Source organism: Thermococcus sp., assembly GCF_027023865.1.
Classification (GTDB): domain Archaea; phylum Methanobacteriota_B; class Thermococci; order Thermococcales; family Thermococcaceae; genus Thermococcus.
In genome coordinates this window covers 24,011-46,364 of record NZ_JALVUC010000008.1, presented here as the reverse complement: position 1 = coordinate 46,364, position 22,354 = coordinate 24,011, and the positions used below count along the sequence as shown (strand labels likewise).

Genomic DNA, 22,354 nt, shown 5'->3' with positions numbered 1-22,354 from the left:
CCTCCAAGCACATCTATGTTCTATATCCTGCACCCCAGAATTTATAAGCGCTGGTGTTCATCCATATCCGAGTGTACTTGAGTGGGGTGAGAATATGCAATCGCTCGACCCGAGTGAAGGGGGTTCTATGCGTCTCAATGAGCATCCTGTTCTAAAGTTTAAACGCGGCAGGAAGATCACGATATACTTCGAAGGCCAGCCAATAGAGGCCTACGAGGGCGAAACCATAGCCATGGCACTTCACGCCGCGGGAATCAGGGTGTTGAGCTACAGTGGCGAGAAACACAGACCCAGGGGGCTTTTCTGTGCCATTGGAAAGTGTTCCTCCTGCCTGGTGAAGGTGAACGGGATTCCAAACGTCCGTTCCTGCATAACCCTCGTCGAGGACGGCATGAGGGTGGAGATGCAGAGGGGCAAGGAGGAGCTTCCAAAAACGGCAAAACCCCCGGCCTGGAAGGATGCACCGCACTATACCGCGGACGTCGTTGTGATAGGCGGCGGACCCGCCGGACTCATGGCGGCGATAAACGCGGCGGACGCCGGCGCGAGGGTCATTTTGATTGACGAACAGCCCATGCTCGGCGGCCAGCTCGTCAAGCAGACCCACAAGTTCTTCGGAAAGAGAGAGCAGTTCGCTGGGGTCAGGGGTGTTGAAATAGCCAAAATCCTTGAGGAAGAGGTTAAAAAGAGGGAGAACATCAAGGTATTCCTTGAGACCTCTGCCGTTGGCATCTTCCAGGAGGGAGATGAAAAGCTCGTAACTGCGGTGAGGAAGAACACCGAGCTTTTGGAGTTTACTGGAAAGAGCCTTGTCGTTGCCACCGGCGCGATGGAGAAGATGATTCCCTTTGAGAACAACGACCTGCCCGGGATCTACGGTGCCGGGGCGATACAGACCCTCATGAACACCTACGGCGTCAAGCCGGGCAATAGGGTTCTAATCGTCGGGGCCGGGAACGTGGGACTCATCCTGGCATACCAGCTCATACAGGCCGGCGTTGAGGTGGAGGCGATAGTCGAAGCGATGCCGAAGGTCGGCGGCTACTTCGTCCACGCTGCCAAAGTGAGGCGCCTCGGGGTGCCCATATTAACGAGGCACACGATTCTGCGCGCGGAAGGAAAGGAGAAGGTCGAGAGAGCTATCGTTGCCCAGCTCGACGATAAATGGAGGCCGATTCCCGGGACTGAAAAGACCTTTGACGTTGATATCATAGCCCTCGCCGTTGGCTTGAGACCAAGCATTGAACTCCTCCACCAGGCCGGCTGCCAGATAAGGTACGTCCGCGAGCTTAGCGGTCACGTCGCGGTGAGGGACGACAGGATGGAGACGACCGTCCAGGGAATCTTCGTTGCAGGGGATTCCGCAGGAATCGAGGAGGCAACGACGGCGATGCTCGAGGGGAAGATAGCGGGTATAGCGGCCGCGCTGAAAGCTGGTGTGGCCTCGCCGGAGTGGCTCAACGAGATAAGGAAAGCTCAGCGCGACCTCGACGAGTTCCGCTCCGGGCCGTTTGGAAAGCACATCCTGGAGGGCATAAAGAAGGCAATGGCAGGCTTTGAGGCCAAGACGTCCTCGGAGGTGAGAGAATGAAGGCCACGGTGGAGCTTCCTTTGGCCGCGATTGAGGTCGGTTCTGGAATTCATACTTTTCCGCCAGCGCTTTCGTCAGAAAGGGCTGCGGGGGTGAGAGAATGAGTAACGAAATACCGCACTTCCTCAGAGAGGGATACCTTACCGTTGACGAACTCTTTGAGATGACCCCCAAGCCGAGTGAGAAGAGGCTGAGGGCGAGGCCGGTGGCAATCCCGGAGTGCCCTCAGGAGATACCGTGCACCCCGTGCAAGGAAGTCTGCCCTGTCAACGCGATAAGTATGCCAACACCCAACGACAGGCCCGTTGTTAATTACGATAAGTGCATCGGCTGCTCCCTTTGCGTTCAGGTATGCCCGGGCCTGGCCTTTTTCATGGTCCAGTACGTTGGAGATAGAGCGAGGATAACGATGCCCTATGAACTCCTGCCCGTTCCGAAGAGGGGCGACGAGGTGATACTCCTCAACCGTGTTGGTGAACCCGTTGGAAGGGGGAAGGTTACCCTCGTTATTCCGCGCGAGAAGAGCATGGGAGATACTGCCGTTGTGACTGTGGAGGTGCCTATGGAACTGGCATGGGATGTCAGGTCGATTAAGGTGCCGGGAGATGGTGGAGATGACTGAGAACACAGGAGACCCAAGGGAAAAGATAATAATATGCCGGTGCAACGACGTCACGCAGAAGGAGATAGAGGACCTGATAGACCAAGGAATCACGGACATCGAGGAGATCAAGAGGCTGACGCGCATCGGAATGGGTCCCTGCCAGGGGAGAACTTGCATACCCCTAGTGATCAGCATAATCGCGAGGAAAACCGGAAAGAAGCCCGATGAAATCCCCGTTCCGGCCACGCGCGTCCCGGTCAGACCCGTCATGATGGGAGTGCTCGCGGGGGAGATGGACGATGAAAAGTGAGGCTAAAACTGTTATCATAGGCGGCGGCATCATAGGCCTCTCCGTAGCATACAACCTCGCCAAGCTCGGCGAAAGTGACGTGGTGGTTCTCGAAAAGGGCTACCTCGGCAATGGCTCGACCTTCCGCTGCGGAACCGGGATAAGGCAACAGTTCGGCGACGAGGTCAACATCAGGATGATGAAGCGCTCCGTGGAACTCTGGAGTGGGTTGAGTGAGGAACTCGGTCATAACGTTGAGTTTAAGCAGGGCGGTTACCTCTTCCTGCTTTACGACGAGGAAGAGCTTGAGTCGTTTAAAAAGAACGTCCGCCTTCAGAACAGGTTCGGCGTTCCATCGAGGATAATAACCCCCGGGGAGGCCAGGGAGATAGTCCCTCCCCTGAACACGGACGGGGTAATAGGGGCCGCTTGGAACCACACGGACGGGAAGGCCAACCCTTTCAAGGTCGTCTTCGCCTACGCAGACGCGGCGAAGAGGCTGGGTGTTGAAATCTACGAGTACACTGAGGCAAAGGGCATCAAAGTTGAAAATAGGAAGATAAAGGCCGTTGTGACGAACAGGGGTGAGATAAAAACAGGGCGGGTGATAAACGCGGCCAACGCTTGGGCACCGAAGATAAACGAAATGGCGGGTGTTCCAGTGGATATCCCCATCCACCCCTACAAGCATCAGGGCGTTAAGACCGAGCCTATAAAGCCAGGCCAGATAGAGCCGATGGTGGTCTCCTTCAAGCATGGCGGTGTTTACCTTACGCAGGAGGCGAACCAAGGAGGTGTCATAGGTGGCTACGGCCTCAAGTACGGTCCAACCTACGATATAACCCCGACCCACGAGTTCCTCCGCGGGGTTAGCTACCGCTTCTCCCAGATCATCCCGGCACTCAAGTACATTAACGTGATCAGGATCTGGGGTGGCTACTATGCCGAAACACCGGACGGAAACGCAACAATTGGTAGGATAAACGAGATAGACGAGTTCTACATCGCGGCGGGCTTCAGCGGCCACGGCTTCATGCTCGCACCGGTCGTGGGGGAGGCAATGGCAGAGCTGGTAGTTAACGGAAAAACGGACAAACCCCTTGATTTTTACGATCCCTACCGCTTTGAGCGTGGCGAACTCCGTGGAAAGGCCATCCAAATGGGGTGATCCCTTTCCGTTTTTATACCCATTTGCGTTTTGGGAGGCAACCAAAGATGATGAGGACGGACGTTCTAATCGTAGGGGGCGGTGCGGCGGGGATAGTGGCCGCATTAACCGCAAAGGGCAGTTATCCGGATAAAGACGTCACCATGGTGCGGAAGGAGGAGAAAACCCTCGTTCCCTGCGGGATACCCTACATATTTGGAACGCTGGGAAGCGTTGAGAAGGACGTTATTTCCGACGACATCCTCAAAAAGAGCGGGATAAATTTGGTGATTGATAAGATAACCTCAGTTGATCTAAAAGAGAAAGCCGCAGAGACCCGCAACGGTGAAAGAATCACCTTTGAAAAGCTCATTCTGGCCACGGGCTCCAAACCCCTAATGCCCCCGATAAATGGAGCGGACAAAGAAAACGTGTTTCAGGTAAAGAAAGATTTTAGGTATCTGTCAACGATGAAGGAGCGAATCAAGGAGAGTCAAGATATCGTGATAATCGGCGGCGGTTTCATAGGTGTGGAGTTTGCCGATGAACTGAGAAAGCTCGGAAAAGACGTTTCGATAGTTGAGATGCTCCCCCACGTTCTCTACAACTCCTTTGACGATGAGTTCTGTGAGATGGCCGAAGCGGAACTCGGAGGGATGGGGGTTGGTGTTTACACAAACACTAGGGTCAAGGAGATAACGGGTAAACGATCCGCTGAGGGTGTTGCGCTGTCCAACGGCAAAAATCTGAACGCTGACCTCGTCATAGTGGCCGCGGGGGTTAGGCCCAACACGGAGCTGGCGGAGAGGATGGGATTAAAAGTCAGCAAGTACGGGATAGAAGTTGACGAGTACATGAGAACCTCCCATCCGGATATCTTTGCCGTTGGGGACTGTGCGGAAAAGAGGGACTTCTTCACAAGGAAACCCAAGCTTACGCTCCTTGCTTCAGTAGCCACCGCCGAGGCCAGGATAGCCGGGGCAAACCTTTACAGGATAAAGGCCTTCAAGCAGTTCCGTGGAACGCTCGGGATATTCGCCACCAAGGTCGGGAATCTGTCCCTGGGGGCTGCGGGGCTGATAGAGAGGAGTGCAAAGGCAGAGGGATTCGAATACGTAGTTGGCAGGAGCAACGTATCTGACAAACATCCCGCATCGCTCCCAGAGGCGAGTGAGGTATCTGCAAAGTTGATCTTCACAAAGCAGGGGGGGTTCTTCATCGGAGGACAGCTTGCGGGGGGAAAGACCATCGGCGAGATGATAAACCTCATCGGCTTTGCCATTGAAAGCGGCTACACTGCCTCCCAGTACATAGGACTTCAGATAGGCACCCACCCCCTATTAACACCCGCACCGACTGCTCCCGCGACGATAAAAGCGGTGGAGGATGCCCTGAGGCAGATATACCACTGATTCCGCTATATTTATATTAATTCTTTCCTTGGCGAGCTACGCGGTAGAACATCTTCGAATGGACTAACTTCAACCTCTTTCTTATCATTTCGACGGAAATTTTATAAAACCAATCTCTCCTTTTTTGGCTGATGCCGAAGCGTGAGCAGGTTGTTATCCAAGGAAAGCGCGAGAGGACTCTTAAACTTAAAAAGCTCCGGGTTAGGCGGAGGAACGTCTTTTTCCTCGCCCTTGGAATGTTCATAGCCAACATGTCCTTCGGTATGGCCTTCCCCTACCTCGGGGTCTACACGCGCTACCTCGGGGCGAGCATGGTTATGGTCGGTCTTTTGAGCGTCGCCTTCAACCTGACCTCAACCATCTTTCAGTATCCCTTTGGCTGGCTCTCCGACTCGAGTGGCAACAGGAAGGGGTTCATAGCCTTTGGCATCGGTTCGATGGGCCTCTTCTACGCCATGATGGCCTTCGCGGCGTCACCGACCCAGGTTCTCATCCTTAGGACCCTTCAGGGTGTTTTCGGCTCGTCACTGACGCCCGCGCACTCCGCTTTGATCTCTGAACTCTCAACCAGGGCAGGCTCGATATTCGGCCTCTTCAACTCGGTTGAGAACGCCGGTTATATGGTCGGCAACTTCATTGGCTCGGCCGTTTCGGGCTACCTTGGCGTTAGGAGCATCTTCCTCCTGTCTGGGGTTTTGCTGTTTCTCTCCGTGTTCATTGTGCTCATGATACGCGAGAAACCCACAGGGAGGCGCTCTCTCCTTGGCATGATACTCGTCCAGGAGGGCAGGGAGGGCTGGCGCGCAACGGTGGGAGGTTCTGCATTTAGGAGGCTCCTCCGCGGAGAGCTTGGCCTTTTCTACCTCACGGTCCTGCTGGTTATGGTCGCGAGCGGGCAGTTCTACTCTGTCTCGCCCGTTTACTTTGAGAGAACCTTCGGCGGCTGGAGTGTTGGCGCTATCTTCGGCGTTGAGAGCCTGGCCGCGGCATTAACGGGTTACTACCTAGGCAGACTCATCGACAGTTACGGCCCCAGGAAGTTCTACCTCCTGGCGATAGCGGGCTACATAGCGGCGTTCTTCCTCTACGCCATCGTTAAAAACGTCTGGTTGATTTTCGGCGTTGCCTTCCTCTCGGGCGTCAAGTGGGTTCTTACAATCAACTCCACCTCGGCGTATGTGGCCGGGAAAGTGAAATTGAGCGAGAGGGCGCAGGGGATGGGTCTGCTCAACACGATGATGAGCCTTGGTTGGGTGGTTGGGCCTCTCATCGGCGGCTACCTCTCGGGAATAAGCTTTGAGCTGGACTTCATGGGCACGCTCGTGCCGCTCGGGTTAGCCCTCCTGCTGGCGCTCAGGCTTCCGGAGTGATGCACCCTGGCGGAACACCCTCAACGGGGTGGCACGAGGCTTTAGAAATTCAGAGGGAAGGCCTCTTTAAGATGATTTCCCCGTTCTTCTGGTCAAAGATATAAAAGTCGGTACCCCCTTTGGGAGCTCTCTTAACTCGTAGGTGGTAGGTTACTTGAGTGCCGGTTATTTCCTCAGTGATCTCAATAATGTAGGAGGAGAAGCTTTCGAACGCAGCCATCTGTCTTGGGGAGAGGATCCTTTTGTCAACGGTTATTATAAGATGCGTGCTTCCCTTCTGAACAGCGTTTGTCAGGTCCTCAAGAAACATGAAGACTGTCTTCTCGTCGCGCTTTAAAAGGAGTAAGTCTAGGTGTATAACCAAAATATAGGTTCCTTCTGGTTGCTGTCGGATAATGCGGATGAGCTCGTAGAGCTTGTCAGGGTCAACATCCTGCCCAAGGATGAGTAGTTTGCCATCTGTTGAGTTCCAATCCTTCACCTCCGGTAGACCCTTTGGTATCACGGCAAGCAGGGGGATTGCACCTCTCCTTCTTAAGAAGTTAAAAAGGAGGTTGGGGGGTACCCCACCTTCGGACTCAATAAGTAACACGTCCCCCTTTTTGAGGGAATCACAGAATTTATCAAGGAGTGAGGGAGCAACTTCCATAGGCCTCCCCCCTCATGGTGTTGATCTCTCGTACAGTCTTTCGGTCTCATAGACCTCAATGCCAGCATCGGTGAAAGCGTAGGGTCTTACATCTTCATCAAACGGACTTCCTCTGAACTTTGTCACTTTAATGCCTTTAAGGGTCTTGCCCTCGACTTCATATCTCCTCAGCTCTATAACCCCGCTGGTGAGATAGTCCTCAATTCCGAAACGTCCAGGCTCCCCTATATCAGAGGTGATAATCACCGTAGTGTTGTACTTGGTAAAAATCTTGACGAGGTCTATAAAGAGACGCCGATAGGCAAGCTCGTCGTTCACCGTGAGGCGCAACATGGTTATAGGATCAACTGCAACCCTCGATATTCTGCTTTCTTTCAGCCTCTGCTCAATGGCGGTTATAAATTCTCAAGACTTTCGGCAAACTCAGCATAGCGGACGTCCTCGAAGATGTGGGTCTTCCTTCTAACGGGAGTCGCGTCTATCCCCATAAAATGGGGGCCTGTCAGGTCGAGGCCAAACCCCTTCATATCCTCGCGCACCATATCAAATGGCTCTTCCAGAGTTATGTACAGGACGTTCTCTCCCCTTCTCATGCCATCCACTAGGAACTGGATCGAGAGCGTGGTCTTTCCAAGACCTGGATCACCCCTCACAAGGTACACCCTACCTGGCACAAACCCACCGTTCAGCATCCGATCGAGACCGGAAACTCCGGTGGATATCCTCCCTTTGATGTCCATCATTCTCACCGTATGTCTTTTCTCTTTGTGGGTTAAATAGCTTTGTGTAGAGCTTAAAACAATTATGTTCGCTTGGATACGGGCTTGGGGTAAATAAAAGGGCTTTCCTCAGGCGCGTTCCAGTTCGGGGGGATTGACACGCTTCTTGATGTTAATGTCAAACACAACAAACTCGTCGTAGACGTTCCCAGCCTCGTAAACGTTAACCTGTTCCCCAAAGTACTCCCCCTGAATGTGAACGTTCATATGGTACCCCATTCTGCCCCCGATCAGAACGCCGTTTCTAAAACGAAGCTCGAGAACACCGTTAGTCACGTTGAATGTCGGGTTGGCATCGCCCCTGAGGAACGCCTCCGCGATAGTTCTCAAGTCCTCATTAGTGATGTTGTAATAGAGGAGCTGAGTCCCGTTCTTAAAAGCCTCCCTGAAGGGTTTTCCCAGGAGGTACCGCCCCGTAAGGTTAATGATGTTGTACTTCCACGTCATGTTGAGAATGTTATTGAGGAAGGCGTGGGAGTTGTTGGTGAGTTTTATCCATCTTCCACCGAAGAATACGTAGAAATCTCCTCCAACGATAATGGTCCTTGTGAACACTGAGGTGCCCCCTGGGAAGGTTATTGTGGTCGTGTTGATATCTGCCCTTTTTCCTTCAAGGTCGATGTAACCCCTCCGGTGGTAGATCGCAGTGGCGTTGCTATTCTGGGTGAAGTTTCCCCGCTCCGCAACTATGTTGAGTTCAACGCTCGTGTTTTCGAGAAAACTGAACTGGTGTATCCTTTTAATGTTCTTTAGCAGCTCCTCCCGCGGGTACTGCTGGAACTTTGAGGAAGCCGTAGAAGACACCGATGGGGTGCCACTGGAGATTTCACCCGCAGGTGAGTGGGAGACCTCCGTTTTTCCACCTATGCATCCCGCCATCAAGCTGGTCAGCAGGATTACAGCTAAAATCATCCCCGCCTTCTTCATCTTTTGACCCCTCAAGGTGTTTAATTACCTGTAGTTGGAGGAGAATAAATTTTGGGGTTAAAAAGATTTTGGTCTTGTAGTAGGTTATGTCCACTTTGAAGACCTATCCGACGAGGGCTATCCTCGGTCGGTTGAGCAAAAATCAAAAAATCGGACCCTTTAGGCAGGTTCTCAACGGAGCCTCCTCAGTGCCATCTCCGCGGCAACGCTTATCGGGTCTATCGTTGGGCTTATCGGCGGGGCGTAGGCCGTCTCAAGGTAGATCACGTCTTCAGCGGTTGCGCCCTTCTGCGCTAAGGCAGAGAGCGTCATTATCCTGCCCCAGACGCGTTCTCCACCAACCACCTGTCCACCGATGAGCTTTCTATCGGATTTTCTGAAGATTAGCTTGACCGTTATTGGCTTTCCGCCGGGGTAGTACTCGGGCTTGGTCGAGCCCTTGAACTTGCCGACCGCTACTTCGATGCCTTCCCTCTTTGCCCTCTCCTCGATGATTCCAAAGGTGCCTATCTCGAGGCCGAAGAGCTCCGTGATGGCTGTGTTGAAGACGGGCCTAAAGACGACGTCTTTGCCTGCTATGTGCTCCGCTGTAACCTTCGCCATTCTCACCGCGCTCGTTCCGAGCTGGCTGAGCGTTCTCTTCCCCGTTACCGCATCGATGACCTCAGCGCAGTCCCCTATCGCGTAGATATTAGGGTCGCTCGTCTGAAGGTGCTCGTTCACCACTATTCCCCTGTTGACTTCGAGGCCGGCCTTTTTCGCCAGGTCGACGTTCGCCCTAACTCCCGTGGCAACTAAAACGAGATCTGCCGGGACTTCCTCGTCTCCAATTTTAACGGCTTTGACTGGACTTCCGATTATCTCGTTGGCTCCCTCGTTGAAGCGGAAGGAGACACCGTGCCCCTCCATCTCTGCTTGGACGAGTTTTGCCGTGTCTTTGTCGAGCATCGTTGGCATTAGGCGATCCATCATCTCTACAACCAGAACCTCCATGCCGAGCTTGGCAAAGGCTTCTGCCCCTTCCAGGCCTATCAAACCGGCTCCGATGACAATCGCTTTCTTTGGCTTCCTCTCGGCTATGTATGCCTTTATCCTCCTCACATCTTCGAGGCTTTTGAGCGTGAAGACTCCCTCGTTCTCGATGCCCTTTACCGGCGGGACGAAGGCCTTGGAGCCGACCGCCAAAACGAGCTTGTCGTAGGGAACTTCTCCCTTATCGGTGACTACAACCTTCCTCTCGCGGTTTATCCCATCGACTTCGGTGCCGAGCATGAGTTTAATCTTCTGCTTCTCGTAGAACTCGTTCGGGAAGACGATCACGTCCTCGGGCTTCTCAATCGTGCCGCTTATCACGTGCGGCAGGGCGCAGGGGGAGTACTGCATCGTTGGCTCCTTCCCAATGACGGTTATCTCGGCCTTCATATCGGCCTTCCTGAGAAAGAGGGCGAAGTTGCTCCCGGCTGTGCCAGAACCGATGACGACGACTTTCATGGACACCACCAGGGAGAGAAGGGAAAGGGGGTATAAAAGGGTTAGCTTAGCGGTACGCTTTCTCGCGTGGCTCGACCTTGAGAATGACGACCACTCTAGGAACTGATTTTGAGCTTCTCGCAGTCTTTTCCGTTTTTAAGAGCCTCCTCCTCAAGGGCTTTGATTTCCTCCGGGCTTTCCCCTGCTTCCTCTTCTACAAGCTTTGCCTTGAGTTTCAGGGGTTCTTTCTCCATCTCATCTAGGCGCTTCTTCATCTCGCGTATATCGTAGAGGAGGACGTTTATCGGATCAGCTTCCATCACTCTCACCGTTTGGAACGAAGGTTAATTACCTTTCCGCTCACCGCATCCACTTCCTCGCTATGAGAGCCACAATAAGCGCCATGAAGACCGCTCCGGTCAATGCTTCAAGGGCGCTCAGGGCTTTGAGCCAGCCGGTCGGGTGCATGTCGCCGTAGCCGAGGGTGGTGAAGGTGACGAGGGAGTAGTAGAGGGCGTTGGCAAAGCGGATAAAGTAATTTGGGGCTTGAGGGAAGCCTTTAATATAGGCGCTCTAGAGGGCGTATGGAACTGAGTTGCCGATAATAACGAGCAGGGAAAGCAGAAAGAGTTGAACCCAGTTCGTACCGTATTCCGAGGCAGATCCGCTAAGAGCCATTCAATAAAGTTGTGAGTGTGAACTTTAAGTTTTTCCAACTTAGTCCGTGCGTTCTTTATGTATGCCCTTCTTTTGGCGCACATTTCAAGGACGAACATTCTATCGGCTTCGTCGCGCTTGCCTTCATGTTCAAAGCTCAAACGCCGAACTCGGGCGGCTTCAATAAGTGCCTGTGGAAGTCTAAACAGTGAAGTAAATCCTGACAAAAATTTGGCAAAAGCATTCATTATCAAAATAACTGTCCTCATTGATTTCAACAAATTTAACTGTGTGAAATTCAGAATTAGAAAAACTAAGTTTATCGTTGAATTTGTGTTTGGGACATATCTCACAACCCAGTTGAGATAGCTCATTTATCAACTGCTGAGTTTTAGGATATTAAGATACCAATCCAGAAAACGTTGCAGTTCTCCTAAATACTGCCTCATTAAATATAGCTCCCTTTCCAAAATAAGCATATGCAAAAGTAATCATATTCATAAAAGGTTGCTCCTATGAAGTCAGCATTCCCACAAAACACTGTGGCTATAAATTGTGCAACTCCCCTAAAAGTTGAGCCTTGAAAACTGACACTATGTTCAAAAACAACCTCACTAAATTGTGTATCTCCTTCAAATGTTACTATAGAGAGGGTATTAACATTTCCAAGAAACTTTGCTCCATAAAAGCTTGAAGTTTTTTTAAATTGAGTTCTATGGAAATTCACAGTATCCCTGAACACAACCCCTTCAAATTGAACTTTATCCGCAAAATGCACCCTCTCGAAGAACACCGGCCCATTAAAAAAGGTTTCTTTAGAACTCCAGAAATTAGCCATTGACTCAAAAATTGCATCAGAAAACCTTGCGGCCCCCTCAAAAGTCGTCCCCCTCAAATTCGGCTAGTTTTTTTAAATCGAGCCGAATCAAAAGACACAGCAATTAGGGTTGCTCCACTAAACTTCACCCTTCCTGAGAACATGGCTAACTGAAACCACACGTTCTTTAATGTTACATCCTTGAAGTAAGCTCTCCCTTAAGAGAGGTCTTTATAAAAACGAATCGATCTGTGCTGTATATTTTTGAGTTGTTAAAATATATGCCTCTTTCTCAAAGACTGCACCATAAAATGATACGTATCCAAAAATGGCATGTTCAAAGTTCACGTCTTCTTTAAAAACAACTCCCCGAAAGTTAACGCAGTCGTCCCTATTGCAGAATTCCCTCTCAACTCCATCTATAAAAACCTTGACGGGCTCATGTGAGATATCTGGAAAAATAAAGCCGCTGGCGTCAATAGGTTTATCAAAAACGGGGACTCTCTGGACTCATCCATCAACTTCATGTTCTTTTATCCTTGGCTTGAATTTTCTGAAAAAAGCTTTCCAGAACTGCCTCTCCTCCTCTAGAGTTTTGTTCTTCTTGTAAAAAAAATCGACTCATTCATATGCCCATTTCCTGCCATGAATGCACCTTATGTTCCAGGATTATAAGAACCTTTGTCAAAAGCAAACAAAAGAATAGAAACTTCAAGGCTCCACAACGGTCCCGTTGTGCTTTCCTTTGACAACGTCGAAGAGGTGGTATGCGTCCTCCTTGCCGACGATGTAGGTCTTTATCCTTCCGCGCTGGATGAACTTCGCAGCTAAAGCATCGACAACACCGCTTCCGCCCGCCTTGCTCTCGGCCTCCATCGCTATCTCAACGAGTTGATCAGGCGTCATCCTGTTGAGCTTCCTCGCGTTTGGGTTCTTCCTCGGGTCGGAGTCGTAGACGCCGTCAACGTTGGTGATCACAACCAAAAGGTCTGCCTGGAGGTACTCGGCGAGGAGCGTAGCAACGGCGTCGGTCGTGTGGCCTGGGTGCGTTCCGCCCATTATCGGTATCTTTTTGAGCTGGATGACCTCCCAAGCCTTACGGAAGTCTTGGATGACGAAGGGATAAGCCTTTTCGCCGAGCGCTGCTATGAGGAGCATTCCGTTGGCTCTGGTAATGTGTATCCCTATATAATCTTTGAAGGTCTCGTTGGGTGTGAATGTCCTCGCGGCTTGGATGTACTTCCTGGACACCCTGCCGCCGCCGACTACCACCGCGACCTCGTGGTCCTCGCTTATCTTGACGAGTTCGTACGCTATTGCCTTGATAAAATCGATGTCCGGGTCGTCCGGGACCAGAACCGAACCGCCTACATCAAAGACTATTCTCATGATGACCCTCACGATGCTAATTGGAGGGCATTTATAACCTTTTCTTGCCGTAAATACGGCAATTACTCGCAGTACGTCTCTATTATACGTTGGATTATCTTGCTCGTCTTAGCGCGGTCGCTTTTGTAGAGATAGGGGATGCGTATAACCTCTGCCTTTATCCCGTGTCTCCTCAGCTCCTCCTTCATCCTCTCGCAGTTGAAGGTCTGGTCCGGACCTATAGCTATCACGTCCGGATCGATGCGCTTCACAAGGTCGTAGTCTATCGTCCCGGGTGCTCCTATGTACACCTCATCTACCATCTTCAGTGCCCTTAAAAGCTCTGCCCTTTCCTCGGCGCTGTTTATGGGTTCCCTCCGCTTCTGCAACCTCACAGTCTCGTCGTTTGCCACTATCACGATAAGCTCGTCGCCGAGTTCCTTTGCCTGGCTCAAGAAGTGAATGTGACCGACGTGGAGGATGTCAAAGACTCCCCCAACGAGAACCCGGATCTTCCTGTTTTCCTTCTCGGGTGGCTTTTCGCTCATCTCAGCCCACCGTTAAGTTCCATATCCTATCCTTGGCGTGATGGATGTTTTTCACCGCCTTGCCCTTCGGCTTCTCCTTCATTGTCTCCCCGTCCATCAAGGCTACTCCTATGGCAAGCGGCCGCCCGTAGTCTTCCTCAACCACGAAGACGAAGTCTCCCTCTCTGATGTTCTCGTCGGCGTCCGTTATACCAGCGGCCATCACGTCGGCACCCTTGAGGATGAAGGGGATGGCGCCGGCATCGACAACAACGCGCCTTGGCCACTTTCTTAAATCTTCTTCGTTGGACAGCCCGTAGAGTGCTATAACCAGCGGAAAGACCAGCTCTTTCCTCTTTATAAAGAAGGGTTTCCCGTTGACGAGGATTATGTCAGTCGTCCTGTCGAACTCCGCCAGCTCAACCCTGTCCTTCTTGCTCAGCATCTTCCCGGCTATCTCCTCGCCGAAAATCTCACCCATCTCGCGGATTATCTCTTTGACTTCCTTCTTGCTGAGTGGATGCTTGACCTTCAGCTCCATCATACCACCTCCAGCTCCTCGAAGATGCTCCTCGCACTCTCCCTCGGGTTCTCACTCTGGTAGATGGTTCTCCCCACGATGACGTAATCGGCCCCAGCCTTTAAAACGTCTTTAGCTTTTCCGCCTTGGGCACCGACACCTGGCGTTATCACCTTAATCCCTGGCTTCAGCTTCGAGCGGATGTAGCCAACGCGCTCCGGTCTCGTCGCTGGGGCTATGATCCCGAATGGCTCCAGCTCGTTGACCATCTTGATGAGCTTATCGGTTGCAGGCTGGATGAACTCCTTTGCACCGGGATGGCTCATCTCGACGACGATTATCGTCTTCCCAAGCTCCATGACTGCCTTAACACTGTCTTCTCCGGTGAATCCGTGGGCTATGATGTAGTCTGCCCCGGCTTCAAAAACCTTCCTCGCTATCAGCCTGTTAGTGTTCGGTATGTCCGCGAGCTTTAGGTCGGCTATGATGGGAAGACCTGTAACCTGCTTCAGCTCGGTGAGGATTCCAAGGCCCGAGCCGATTATCAGCGGCCAGTTCACCTTCACTGCCCAGAGGTAGTCCGCGGTACACTCGGCTATCTCAAGGGCCTTTCCGCGCTCATAGACGTCGAGGGCTAAAATGAGCCTGCTCATCATTTCACCTCACGAGGGACTTTATTTCCTCGGGAGTCTCATCCCCCTTTACGAACAGGGCCACGTGGTAGGCGCTCTTCATTGCCTTAGCCGGGCTTTCTGCCCAGGTTACGACCACCATGTCTCCTTCCTCTGGCATCAGGCGGTCGAGCCGCTCCGTGAGCTCCTGCATCGTCTCGCTCAGCGGTCTTCCATCCTCTGGGAAGACGATTCTCCCGTTCTCTACCACGAGTATCATCGCGCCCTTCGCATGAAACCTTATTGCCTCGTCTCGGAGTTCGATGCTTTTGAAGTCCCCCGGTTCCTTTACCCTCAAGGCGAAGGCAGGAAGTCCCTCAACAGTCCCGACCTGGGCTGTCCCCGAAAAGTTTCTCTCAATACCATCCAGGAGTTTTTCACCACCGGCACTCAGGGAGTGACCCTTCTGCGTTGATTTTATGGCCCCCCTGTGGGAGAGTTTCTTCAAAAGCGTCCTGACGCTGCCCTCACCAAGCTCAAGAACCTCTGAGATTGTCTTTCTCCCGACCGGCTCGCGGAGCATGAAGAGAACAGCCACAACGTCCTCCAGTGTGAACTCGGGATAGGCTCCCCTCTTCCAGCTCATCCACTTCCCTCCAAAAGAAAATTAGAAGGTGGGGATTAAAAGGTTGTTGGAAAACTGGAGAAGAAAACTCAGAGCCACTTGGGTTTGAGGCCCGCCCACATCCTCATCTTTTCGTGGGCTATGATGCGCGGTATATTACTCCTCTCCTTCGGTCCCGGATTCTTCATGTAGAAGGCGTTGACCTCGTATACTGTACCGAACTCTTTCTTCTCGACAGCTATCTTTCCGAGCCTGATGAGGTCGACTAGGAGACCTGCCAAAGCTGGACTGTCGTTGATCCTTCCTGTTATAACAAGCTCGTCATGGGCACCGTTGAAGCTGATGTACTCGATGTGCATCGCTATGAATTTCTTGTCGCTGAGAGGCTCGAGGAAGCCGGTCGGTTTTATATAGTGTGGGGCGTCGTAGCCGAGGAGGTCCTTGACTATCGAACTCTTGGTGAACTCCTTGCTCTTGTTCCTCTCTTTGTCTGTTAAAGCAAGGAAGTCGTTGTTGCCACCTATGTTGAACTGGGCGATGTCTAAGACATAGCGGTTCCTCTGGGCGAGGTGGCTGAGGACATCCGCGGTGAGTGGAGTTGCCCCGGTCGCTCCATCGTCGCCAAAGACGACTAGGTTGTTCTCCCTTGCCAGCTCGACGAAGGCGGGGCTGTTGGCTATGAGGGTGGGGATGGCATTAACGAAGGCCGCTCCTCCAACTTCCTTTGCGTACTTGGCGGCAGCGTAGACGTAGACCTGAGTTGCGGTGAGTCTGTCACGGTTGTCTTCCTCGATGGCCCTCTCTATCTCCTCCTTGCTCTCGAAGGGAATGAACGCTTCGGTGGTGCACACGTTGACAAAGACGTCGGGCTTAAGCTCCTTCCACTCGTTCACGAGATGGTCAACAGCCTCCTTAAGGGACATCTCGTCGTCGAGACCGGTCGCTTGGATCGGAAGGTTCCTGAGGCTCCTCAGGTGAATGCCCTTCCCTACAGTTACTCCCTTTAGGCTCTCCGGAGCGTTCGGATCATAGGCTTTGACGACCTCGTAGAGGCTCTTACCGATCTTGCCCGCATCGACGTCGTAGGATCCGACTATCTCAATGTCCTTTATCTTGATCGGAAGCTCGTCGGCAAGGGGAACGCCGTAAAGCTCCATTTTTCCGGATTTTATCTTCTCAAGTCCGCTTGCAAAGATGCTGGCAACGTAGCCTTGTCCTAGTATGACAACCCTAACCATTTCCTCCACCTCCTTTGTTGGTGTAAGATATTTTATAATAGTTAAATAGTTTTCGCTTGCGAAACTTTTGGGGATATGAAATAAGGTGCCGGTCCAGTGCGAAGATGGGTGAAATCATCTTGAGGATGAACAGGCCCTTTATGGAGGTTCCGCCGTAAAGCGGCCTTCATAGCTGATACCCACTCCTCCGGAACTTCTCTATACGGTGGGGAGTTCTTGTTGCCCTTTTCCTTGAGATTGAATTTTGTTCTTCCCGGGAAGGGCTATCGCGCGGTGTAAGTCTTCCTTTCGGTAGTCCCCGTTAGAATCATTGTCGTTTTTGCATCGACATCACCTTTTTAAGGTTCCTTAGGGCTTTCTCAATTCATCCAGGATTTGATTTAAATTGACTAACTTTTTAGGTGAAGGAGATGCGCGTTGCGGTGCTGTATTCCGGCGGGAAGGATTCGAACTATGCCCTCTACTGGGCGCTAGAGCAGGGGTTTGAGGTCAAATACCTCGTCTCGATGGTGAGCGAGAGTGACGAGAGCTACATGTACCACGTTCCGAACATCCACCTGACAGAGCTTCAGGCCAGGGCTATAGGGATTTCCCTCGTCAAAGGCTTTACCTCCGGCGAAAAGGAGAAGGAAGTTGAGGATATGAAGATCGTCCTTGGGGGGCTTAGTATTGATGGAATTGTCTCAGGCGCCTTGGCAAGCGAATATCAGAAGCGGAGGGTCGATAGGATGGCCAAAGAGCTTGGCTTGGAGAGCTTTGCCCCTGCATGGCATCGTGACCCAGTTGATTACATGCGCGAACTTATAGACATCTTCGACATCGTGGTTGTGGGGACTGCCGCTTATGGCCTTGACGAGCGCTGGCTCGGGCGGGAGATTGATGAAAAAGCACTTGAAGAGCTGGTTAAGCTCAACGGGAAGTACAAGATTCACGTGGCTGGGGAAGGTGGCGAGTTCGAGACCTTCGTTCGCGATGCACCGTTCTTCAAAGCGAGGATAGTCTTCGATGAGGTCGAGAAGAGATGGGATGAATGTAGCTACTCGGGCGTGCTTGAGGTAAAGAGGGCGCACTTAGAAAAGAAGGGCTGAAGGATCAGTCCTTCCTCACATCTAACCCGAGCCAGACCTTGGAACGTGCTCGTAGAGGTTTGGACTGGCCTTATTAGGGCTTTGGTCTATTCAAGGGCTTCTTGGATGGGTTCTTCTCCAGTTGACGCGGGCGAAAGTTTATTAACGCGGGGGATTATTATAGCCGGTGGTATGATGATCGAGGTCGAAAACCTCGTCAGGAGGTTCGGTTCCACCGTGGCCGTCGATGGAATCAGCTTTCACGTTGATGACGGCGAGATTTACGGCCTTCTCGGGCCTAACGGGAGCGGGAAGAGCACCACGATGAGAATCTTCGCCGGGATTCTGCCTCCCTCCTCCGGAAAGGTTCTTGTTGGGGGAATCGACGTTTCTGCTGACCCCCTTCGCATTAAGGAAATAACCGGTTACGTCCCGGAAACTCCAGCACTGTACGAGAGCCTCACCCCGGTTGAGTTCTTCAACTTCGTGGGCAGTGTTAGGGGGGTCCCTGAGGAGAAGCTCCAGGAGAGGGTTGATGCCCTTGTGAGGGCCTTTGGCATCGAGGGGTATCTGGGAGAGATGATAGGTTCTCTCAGCTTCGGAACCAGACAGAAGATCTCCCTCATAAGCGCGATACTCCACGATCCGATTGTTCTCATCCTCGACGAGTCGATGAACGGTCTCGATCCCAAGAGCGCGAGGATTCTGAGGGAGCTTCTCCTAGGCTTCAAGGAGGAAGGGAAGAGCATAGTCTTCTCAACCCACGTTTTGGCATTAGCGGAGATGATCTGCGACCGCGTTGGGGTCATCTACAACGGCAGACTGATAGCCAAGGGCACCGTCGAACAGCTCAAGGGGCTTGCGCACGAGGAGAGCCTTGAGGACGTCTTTCTCAAGCTCACCGAGAGCCGCGACGAGGTTTTGGGCATAGTGCGGGCACTGAAGGAGGCCCTTTGAGGGGATAGTGCGATGGATGTAGTGAGGGTTCTCTACCGGGAGCTTCATTACCGTAGACTCAAGAACAACCCGCAGATAGCGGCCGACCCGGGGAAGTTCAAGGAGCAGTTGCGAAAGACGGGCGATGTAAAGCGTGGAATTGCCTTTCAGTCGGTGATTTTCCTCCTCTTCGGGCTTATGATGGGTGTTGCCGTTTGGGGTGCTGGGAATGAGGGGAAGGCTGCGGTTCTCCTTGCCACCTATTCACTCCTTCCCTTCTTCATGGCCCTCTACACCACAGCCGTCAACGCCTCCTACGCGGTTTCCATGGGAATATTCGAGCCTCTCAAGCCCCTCCCGCTCAGAACAGGCGCCAAGTATCTCAGCGTCCTTCTATCCCTAGACAACGTTCCTGCAATAGTCGCCATGCTCCCGCCGGTCTCTGCCATGGCCAGCTACTCACTCCTGGCCGTAGTCTTGGGCCTTTTCTGGGTTTTCATCGGAGCGTTCCTTGGTCACGTCCTCGGCCTAGTCCTCTTCACACTCTTCGGCTCGACCAGCGTCGGCGGCAGGTTCTCTAAGCTCCGGACGCTGGTGAGGGTTCTAGGCGTTCTCCTTTTCATCAGCATTTTCTATGCCCTGAACTACGTGCAGAAGTATGTAATTGAACACTACGAGCAGCTTCTGCCCTTCTTCTCTCGCTACTCACTGGCCTACCCTTTCTCGGTCGCTTCAATTGTTGAACCATTCAGCTCCGTCGCCCTTATAGTCGCTTATACAGCCCTCCTCGTTCCTTTATACCTCATCCTCCTTGGGAGGGTTTGGGAACTCATAGCGACAGGCCCTCCCACCTCATCCTCGTGGAGGGTTGCCTTCAGGGCGCGGGTTCACCATCCTGTTGTGGCCCTCTTCCTCAAGGATCTCAAAATAATAGCTAGGAAGAGCGCACTCCTCGTTGGCCTTCTGTTCCCTCTATTCCTTGTCCTACCGACGGCCCTGAGCACCCTCTCCGGGGGTATAACCCCTAGAAAGGTTGAATTTACCCTTGTGATGGTGGCCTGGGTGGCCTCCATTGGGGTCGACGCGGTTCTAAAAACAGATGGAGGGGACTTCTCTGCCCTCCTTGCGCTTCCAGTTGTGCTCGAGGAGTTCCTCTGGGCGAAGCTCCTCGTCATGTGCCTCGTTCCAGTGCTGACGTCAGTTGGAGTCGTTCTGCTGGCCGCCTTTCGCAGTCCCGGCTTCCTCCGCTTCATTCCCGCCGCGTTGGTTCTTCCCATGCTCACTTCCTCGGTTTCCCTATCCTTTTTCTACCACGGCGAGAGGGGGCTTTCAATCCCGGACACGGACTCCGCGGAGGTCCTCCTTCTGATGATGCTCAACGGGTTTGCCATAGGAACGCTCGCCCTCGTATGGTACCTTGAAGGGTACCTTCCGACCCTCGTTCTGATGGTTACTGCTCTTGCCATAGTGCTCTGGTTCCTCAGCAGGTGACGTGGAATATCGCGAGAACCCGTTTCTCCCGATGAATTTCGTTGAATCTCTCGGCGGCATTGTCTGTGGGGAGTTCAATAACTTCCTTTTTCCCCACAAGTCCCCTGCTCTCCGGCAGGAGGGAGAGTCTTCCGTAAAAGCCGGTCCCAACGAGGAGAACGTCAAACTCCTCTCTTAAGTACTCCCTAAGCTCATCGGGGTCAAGTTTGTGACTCGTCCCGTGCTTCTCCTTGCTGAGCCATTTCCTCCTCTTTTCAACTTTCCCGCTTGGATAGACGATGATGTCGTGATCGTAGACTTTTCCGTCCACGGTTATCCTTCCGAAGTTCGAGTAGGTCAGTTTCACGCCCTCACCCCCAGCAGTCTTTGGGGTTCAGGGCGTTGCGAATGATCCTGTCGTGGTCGAAGGCTAGCTTCACTTTTTCTACCTCGTCGAGCGGGACAACGGTGACTTCCTTTGCATCGTCCCCTGCTTTCAGCTCCCCGGATCCTGCCGCGAGAAATGCTGTCGTCACGGTGTGCCCCCTTGGGTCCCTGTTAGGGTCGGAGTAAACACCAACGAGCCTTAGGAGCTTGACGTTTAAACCGGTTTCTTCCTTTGCTTCTCTTACTGCGGCCTTCTCAACACTCTCTCCATACTCAACGAAGCCTCCGGGGAGTGCGTAGTGATCCTTGAAAGGCTCGTGCTTTCTCTTTATCAGGACAACCCCGCCGCGGTAGAGTATGACAACGTCCGCGGTCAGACCGATGCATCTGTGGAGCTCCGCCTTCAGCTCGGGATGCTTCTCCGTTATGAACTCTTTCAGTTCCCCTCTCACTGGTGTAATGTCATAGTCCTTTGGGGTCTTCAGAAGAAGGATGTAGCGGTCCATGCTATCACCTCAGTTCTTTTTCCTCATCACGGCTCAGCGTGCTGACGTTTCATCATCGGTGTTTCTGTTACACCGGCACCCTTATAGTGCTTTCCTCTCCCCGGCAGGTTCTACGTACACTCTCATTGCCATCTTGTTTATCTCTTCCCCTGAAAAATCGAAGTGTCTGTACTTCAGGAACAGCGCCGTAAGTGCTCCGGCCCTCTTAAGAGCCTGGACGAAGGGGTATTCATGGTGAAAGTAAGTGAAGGTCGCGAGAAAAACATCCCCTGCTCCAGTGGTCTCTCCCACCTGAACGGTTGCGGGTCTGTACCTGTACTCCCTTCCCTTTCTGTACACTGTTCCCCTTTCTTCACCATTGGAGATGAGGAGCACCCCCACCCCAGCCGGGTCGAGATCGTTGACGTGTTTGATCTCGGAGACGTCGGCGTGGAGGACGTGGATGCCCTTGAATACCTCAAATGGGACTCCTTTTACTCTCACCTTTCCAAGGGTGTGTTGTCTGATGAAGCCCTGAACATCGGCCGCGACCAGCGTTCCACTTTCCCTTGCGGCTTTAACCGTTTCTATCCCTATTTCTCCTGCCACAGGATTTAAAATGATTATATCATATCCCCCACCTGGAAGCTCTTTTATTGGCTCGGCCTTTGAGAGGAGGGCCAGTTCGCGTCTGTTTGCATCGAGGTATTCTAACCTGTAGATGGTGCTCCCCTCCGCGGGGACTGCTATCACCCTGATTCCATTTTCCCATAGGTTTTTAATCCACTCTCTCGGAAAATCTTCGCCGTAGCTTGTCAAGACATCAACGTTACAGAAATCTGAGAGGGCGGCGGCAGAATAGTAGGCACCCCCACCGATTCTTGTCTCAATGAGGGAGCCTCGGATGATTATGTCCCGAGTGAGATGTCCTATAACGAGGCACTTCATCAGTTTCCCCAACTTGACCTATTATACGCCTCTCAATAAAAAGCTTTTGGAAAATCTCCGAAAACTTTATAAAGGCCAAAGCGAAAAGCTTAAAAGGATATGTCCTTTTGGGGTGGGGCTATGAGGCGCCTTGGCAAAGTTTCTCACTACGCGAAGCAGGGTTTCCTTATCCTTAGGTCCGACTGGGTTCCTTCACTCAATTCGCCCGTGGTAGATAAGGGGCTTACCCTCGTGGGAACTGTTAAGGACGTTTTTGGACCAGTGAATAAGCCGTACGTGGCGGTTAAACCAAGGGTCAGAAATCCTGAAGGCTACATTGGTGCACTGCTCTATGTAGACTCCTCACGGAAGAAGAATTCAAGATCTAAGAAGGCCAGGTCTAAACGGCCCGACATGTCCGGGGAGAAGCGCTTTAAGGGCGGGAAGGCGGAACGCCCTGCCCCCAGAAAAAGGGGGTGAA

At 52.4% G+C, this 22,354-nt stretch carries 28 protein-coding genes; 10 read left to right on the top strand and 18 right to left on the bottom strand.

Going from position 1 to position 22,354, the window contains the following annotated elements:
* Positions 1-127: 127 nt before the first annotated feature.
* The 6 genes from MV421_RS01875 to MV421_RS01850 all read left to right on the top strand — a co-directional run bounded on the left by MV421_RS01875 (position 128) and on the right by MV421_RS01850 (position 6,413).
* Entirely contained in the window at positions 128-1,591 is a 1,464-nt protein-coding gene (locus tag MV421_RS01875; protein ID WP_297421140.1) for an FAD-dependent oxidoreductase, read from the top strand.
* A 100-nt stretch (positions 1,592-1,691) separates the two neighbouring features.
* On the top strand, positions 1,692-2,213 hold the full coding sequence (locus MV421_RS01870) for a 4Fe-4S dicluster domain-containing protein (protein WP_297421113.1): 522 nt from the start codon (positions 1,692-1,694) through the stop codon (positions 2,211-2,213).
* Entirely contained in the window at positions 2,206-2,505 is a 300-nt protein-coding gene (locus tag MV421_RS01865) for a (2Fe-2S)-binding protein (RefSeq protein WP_297421137.1), read from the top strand. Before MV421_RS01870 ends, MV421_RS01865 begins: the two co-directional genes overlap by 8 nt.
* Positions 2,495-3,652 carry an FAD-binding oxidoreductase gene (locus MV421_RS01860; RefSeq protein ID WP_297421111.1) on the top strand — a complete coding sequence of 386 codons (1,158 nt, stop codon included), beginning with the start codon at positions 2,495-2,497 and terminating at the stop codon, positions 3,650-3,652. The genes MV421_RS01865 and MV421_RS01860 overlap by 11 nt, the downstream gene beginning before the upstream one ends.
* Before the next feature lie 47 nt (positions 3,653-3,699).
* Positions 3,700-5,043: an FAD-dependent oxidoreductase gene (locus MV421_RS01855; protein WP_297421109.1), complete on the top strand. Its 1,344-nt coding sequence runs from the start codon at positions 3,700-3,702 to the stop codon at positions 5,041-5,043.
* 131 nt (positions 5,044-5,174) lie between these two features.
* Complete coding sequence (locus MV421_RS01850; RefSeq protein WP_297421107.1) at positions 5,175-6,413, top strand: MFS transporter; 1,239 nt, start codon at positions 5,175-5,177, stop codon at positions 6,411-6,413.
* A 49-nt stretch (positions 6,414-6,462) separates the two neighbouring features.
* Here the strand turns inward: MV421_RS01850 and MV421_RS01845 are convergent, their stop codons facing one another.
* From MV421_RS01845 to MV421_RS01780, 15 genes are all read right to left on the bottom strand, one after another.
* Positions 6,463-7,062, bottom strand: coding sequence for a hypothetical protein (locus MV421_RS01845; protein WP_297421105.1), 600 nt, complete (start codon positions 7,060-7,062; stop codon positions 6,463-6,465).
* Between the two features lie 12 nt (positions 7,063-7,074).
* A complete protein-coding gene (locus MV421_RS01840; RefSeq protein ID WP_297421136.1) occupies positions 7,075-7,425 on the bottom strand; it encodes an ATPase domain-containing protein in 351 nt (116 codons plus the stop codon).
* Positions 7,426-7,457: 32 nt separating this feature from the next.
* The gene (locus tag MV421_RS01835; RefSeq protein ID WP_297421134.1) at positions 7,458-7,805 is read right to left on the bottom strand and encodes an ATPase domain-containing protein; all 348 of its coding nucleotides are present in this window, start codon (positions 7,803-7,805) and stop codon (positions 7,458-7,460) included.
* Between the two features lie 105 nt (positions 7,806-7,910).
* Positions 7,911-8,768, bottom strand: a complete 858-nt coding sequence (locus MV421_RS01830; protein WP_297421104.1) for a hypothetical protein — start codon at positions 8,766-8,768, stop codon at positions 7,911-7,913.
* Positions 8,769-8,939: 171 nt separating this feature from the next.
* Positions 8,940-10,259 carry an FAD-dependent oxidoreductase gene (locus MV421_RS01825; protein ID WP_297421132.1) on the bottom strand — a complete coding sequence of 440 codons (1,320 nt, stop codon included), beginning with the start codon at positions 10,257-10,259 and terminating at the stop codon, positions 8,940-8,942.
* Positions 10,260-10,354: 95 nt separating this feature from the next.
* The gene (locus MV421_RS01820) at positions 10,355-10,558 is read right to left on the bottom strand and encodes a hypothetical protein (RefSeq protein ID WP_297421102.1); all 204 of its coding nucleotides are present in this window, start codon (positions 10,556-10,558) and stop codon (positions 10,355-10,357) included.
* Between the two features lie 40 nt (positions 10,559-10,598).
* Positions 10,599-10,769, bottom strand: coding sequence for a potassium channel family protein (locus MV421_RS01815; protein WP_297421130.1), 171 nt, complete (start codon positions 10,767-10,769; stop codon positions 10,599-10,601).
* Between the two features lie 574 nt (positions 10,770-11,343).
* Positions 11,344-11,688, bottom strand: coding sequence for a pentapeptide repeat-containing protein (locus MV421_RS01810; RefSeq protein ID WP_297421100.1), 345 nt, complete (start codon positions 11,686-11,688; stop codon positions 11,344-11,346).
* A gap of 255 nt (positions 11,689-11,943) precedes the next feature.
* A complete protein-coding gene (locus MV421_RS10970) occupies positions 11,944-12,135 on the bottom strand; it encodes a pentapeptide repeat-containing protein (RefSeq protein WP_366938886.1) in 192 nt (63 codons plus the stop codon).
* Between the two features lie 288 nt (positions 12,136-12,423).
* Positions 12,424-13,101, bottom strand: a complete 678-nt coding sequence (pyrH, locus tag MV421_RS01805; RefSeq protein WP_297421128.1) for a UMP kinase — start codon at positions 13,099-13,101, stop codon at positions 12,424-12,426.
* A 62-nt stretch (positions 13,102-13,163) separates the two neighbouring features.
* Complete coding sequence (locus MV421_RS01800; RefSeq protein WP_297421098.1) at positions 13,164-13,628, bottom strand: FAD synthase; 465 nt, start codon at positions 13,626-13,628, stop codon at positions 13,164-13,166.
* A 1-nt stretch (position 13,629) separates the two neighbouring features.
* Positions 13,630-14,148: an RNA-binding protein gene (locus MV421_RS01795; RefSeq protein ID WP_297421096.1), complete on the bottom strand. Its 519-nt coding sequence runs from the start codon at positions 14,146-14,148 to the stop codon at positions 13,630-13,632.
* Positions 14,148-14,780 (bottom strand): orotidine-5'-phosphate decarboxylase, encoded by a 633-nt coding sequence (gene pyrF / locus MV421_RS01790; RefSeq protein ID WP_297421094.1) that lies wholly within the window; start codon positions 14,778-14,780, stop codon positions 14,148-14,150. The genes MV421_RS01795 and pyrF overlap by 1 nt, the downstream gene beginning before the upstream one ends.
* A gap of 4 nt (positions 14,781-14,784) precedes the next feature.
* Positions 14,785-15,384: a DUF4443 domain-containing protein gene (locus MV421_RS01785; RefSeq protein ID WP_297421092.1), complete on the bottom strand. Its 600-nt coding sequence runs from the start codon at positions 15,382-15,384 to the stop codon at positions 14,785-14,787.
* 68 nt (positions 15,385-15,452) lie between these two features.
* Positions 15,453-16,601 carry an inositol-3-phosphate synthase gene (locus MV421_RS01780; protein ID WP_297421090.1) on the bottom strand — a complete coding sequence of 383 codons (1,149 nt, stop codon included), beginning with the start codon at positions 16,599-16,601 and terminating at the stop codon, positions 15,453-15,455.
* A 410-nt stretch (positions 16,602-17,011) separates the two neighbouring features.
* Here MV421_RS01780 and MV421_RS01775 point away from each other — a divergent pair, with 410 nt between their 5' ends.
* The 3 genes from MV421_RS01775 to MV421_RS01765 all read left to right on the top strand — a co-directional run bounded on the left by MV421_RS01775 (position 17,012) and on the right by MV421_RS01765 (position 20,095).
* Entirely contained in the window at positions 17,012-17,689 is a 678-nt protein-coding gene (locus MV421_RS01775) for a TIGR00289 family protein (RefSeq protein ID WP_297503473.1), read from the top strand.
* A gap of 174 nt (positions 17,690-17,863) precedes the next feature.
* A complete protein-coding gene (locus MV421_RS01770) occupies positions 17,864-18,625 on the top strand; it encodes an ABC transporter ATP-binding protein (RefSeq protein WP_297421126.1) in 762 nt (253 codons plus the stop codon).
* Between the two features lie 12 nt (positions 18,626-18,637).
* Positions 18,638-20,095 carry a hypothetical protein gene (locus MV421_RS01765; protein WP_297421086.1) on the top strand — a complete coding sequence of 486 codons (1,458 nt, stop codon included), beginning with the start codon at positions 18,638-18,640 and terminating at the stop codon, positions 20,093-20,095.
* Here the strand turns inward: MV421_RS01765 and MV421_RS01760 are convergent.
* The 3 genes from MV421_RS01760 to MV421_RS01750 all read right to left on the bottom strand — a co-directional run bounded on the left by MV421_RS01760 (position 20,085) and on the right by MV421_RS01750 (position 21,906).
* Positions 20,085-20,441: an Mth938-like domain-containing protein gene (locus tag MV421_RS01760; protein WP_297421085.1), complete on the bottom strand. Its 357-nt coding sequence runs from the start codon at positions 20,439-20,441 to the stop codon at positions 20,085-20,087. The two genes, MV421_RS01765 and MV421_RS01760, sit on opposite strands and share 11 nt — an antisense overlap.
* 4 nt (positions 20,442-20,445) lie before the next feature.
* Complete coding sequence (locus MV421_RS01755; protein ID WP_297421083.1) at positions 20,446-20,967, bottom strand: NUDIX hydrolase; 522 nt, start codon at positions 20,965-20,967, stop codon at positions 20,446-20,448.
* Between the two features lie 81 nt (positions 20,968-21,048).
* Positions 21,049-21,906 carry a PfkB family carbohydrate kinase gene (locus MV421_RS01750; protein ID WP_367184480.1) on the bottom strand — a complete coding sequence of 286 codons (858 nt, stop codon included), beginning with the start codon at positions 21,904-21,906 and terminating at the stop codon, positions 21,049-21,051.
* 108 nt (positions 21,907-22,014) lie between these two features.
* Between MV421_RS01750 and MV421_RS01745 the strand changes: the two genes are divergently transcribed.
* Complete coding sequence (locus MV421_RS01745) at positions 22,015-22,353, top strand: Gar1/Naf1 family protein (protein WP_297421079.1); 339 nt, start codon at positions 22,015-22,017, stop codon at positions 22,351-22,353.
* Position 22,354 lies beyond the last annotated feature (1 nt).

Bases quoted from the DNA above. Each gene is read 5' to 3' on its own strand.
- MV421_RS01875 (WP_297421140.1), top strand. From the start codon at position 128: ATGCGTCTCAATGAGCATCCTGTTCTAAAGTTTAAACGCGGCAGGAAG.
- MV421_RS01765 (WP_297421086.1), top strand. From the start codon at position 18,638: ATGGATGTAGTGAGGGTTCTCTACCGGGAGCTTCATTACCGTAGACTC.
- pyrH (WP_297421128.1), bottom strand. From the start codon at position 13,101: ATGAGAATAGTCTTTGATGTAGGCGGTTCGGTTCTGGTCCCGGACGAC.
- MV421_RS01745 (WP_297421079.1), top strand. From the start codon at position 22,015: ATGAGGCGCCTTGGCAAAGTTTCTCACTACGCGAAGCAGGGTTTCCTT.
- MV421_RS01870 (WP_297421113.1), top strand. From the start codon at position 1,692: ATGAGTAACGAAATACCGCACTTCCTCAGAGAGGGATACCTTACCGTT.
- MV421_RS01825 (WP_297421132.1), bottom strand. From the start codon at position 10,259: ATGAAAGTCGTCGTCATCGGTTCTGGCACAGCCGGGAGCAACTTCGCC.
- pyrF (WP_297421094.1), bottom strand. From the start codon at position 14,780: ATGAGCAGGCTCATTTTAGCCCTCGACGTCTATGAGCGCGGAAAGGCC.
- MV421_RS01830 (WP_297421104.1), bottom strand. From the start codon at position 8,768: ATGAAGAAGGCGGGGATGATTTTAGCTGTAATCCTGCTGACCAGCTTG.
- MV421_RS01780 (WP_297421090.1), bottom strand. From the start codon at position 16,601: ATGGTTAGGGTTGTCATACTAGGACAAGGCTACGTTGCCAGCATCTTT.
- MV421_RS01775 (WP_297503473.1), top strand. From the start codon at position 17,012: ATGCGCGTTGCGGTGCTGTATTCCGGCGGGAAGGATTCGAACTATGCC.
- MV421_RS01795 (WP_297421096.1), bottom strand. From the start codon at position 14,148: ATGGAGCTGAAGGTCAAGCATCCACTCAGCAAGAAGGAAGTCAAAGAG.
- MV421_RS01770 (WP_297421126.1), top strand. From the start codon at position 17,864: ATGATCGAGGTCGAAAACCTCGTCAGGAGGTTCGGTTCCACCGTGGCC.
- MV421_RS01855 (WP_297421109.1), top strand. From the start codon at position 3,700: ATGATGAGGACGGACGTTCTAATCGTAGGGGGCGGTGCGGCGGGGATA.
- MV421_RS01865 (WP_297421137.1), top strand. From the start codon at position 2,206: ATGACTGAGAACACAGGAGACCCAAGGGAAAAGATAATAATATGCCGG.
- MV421_RS01800 (WP_297421098.1), bottom strand. From the start codon at position 13,628: ATGAGCGAAAAGCCACCCGAGAAGGAAAACAGGAAGATCCGGGTTCTC.
- MV421_RS01850 (WP_297421107.1), top strand. From the start codon at position 5,175: ATGCCGAAGCGTGAGCAGGTTGTTATCCAAGGAAAGCGCGAGAGGACT.
- MV421_RS01845 (WP_297421105.1), bottom strand. From the start codon at position 7,062: ATGGAAGTTGCTCCCTCACTCCTTGATAAATTCTGTGATTCCCTCAAA.
- MV421_RS01835 (WP_297421134.1), bottom strand. From the start codon at position 7,805: ATGATGGACATCAAAGGGAGGATATCCACCGGAGTTTCCGGTCTCGAT.
- MV421_RS01785 (WP_297421092.1), bottom strand. From the start codon at position 15,384: ATGAGCTGGAAGAGGGGAGCCTATCCCGAGTTCACACTGGAGGACGTT.
- MV421_RS01860 (WP_297421111.1), top strand. From the start codon at position 2,495: ATGAAAAGTGAGGCTAAAACTGTTATCATAGGCGGCGGCATCATAGGC.
- MV421_RS01755 (WP_297421083.1), bottom strand. From the start codon at position 20,967: ATGGACCGCTACATCCTTCTTCTGAAGACCCCAAAGGACTATGACATT.
- MV421_RS01820 (WP_297421102.1), bottom strand. From the start codon at position 10,558: ATGGAAGCTGATCCGATAAACGTCCTCCTCTACGATATACGCGAGATG.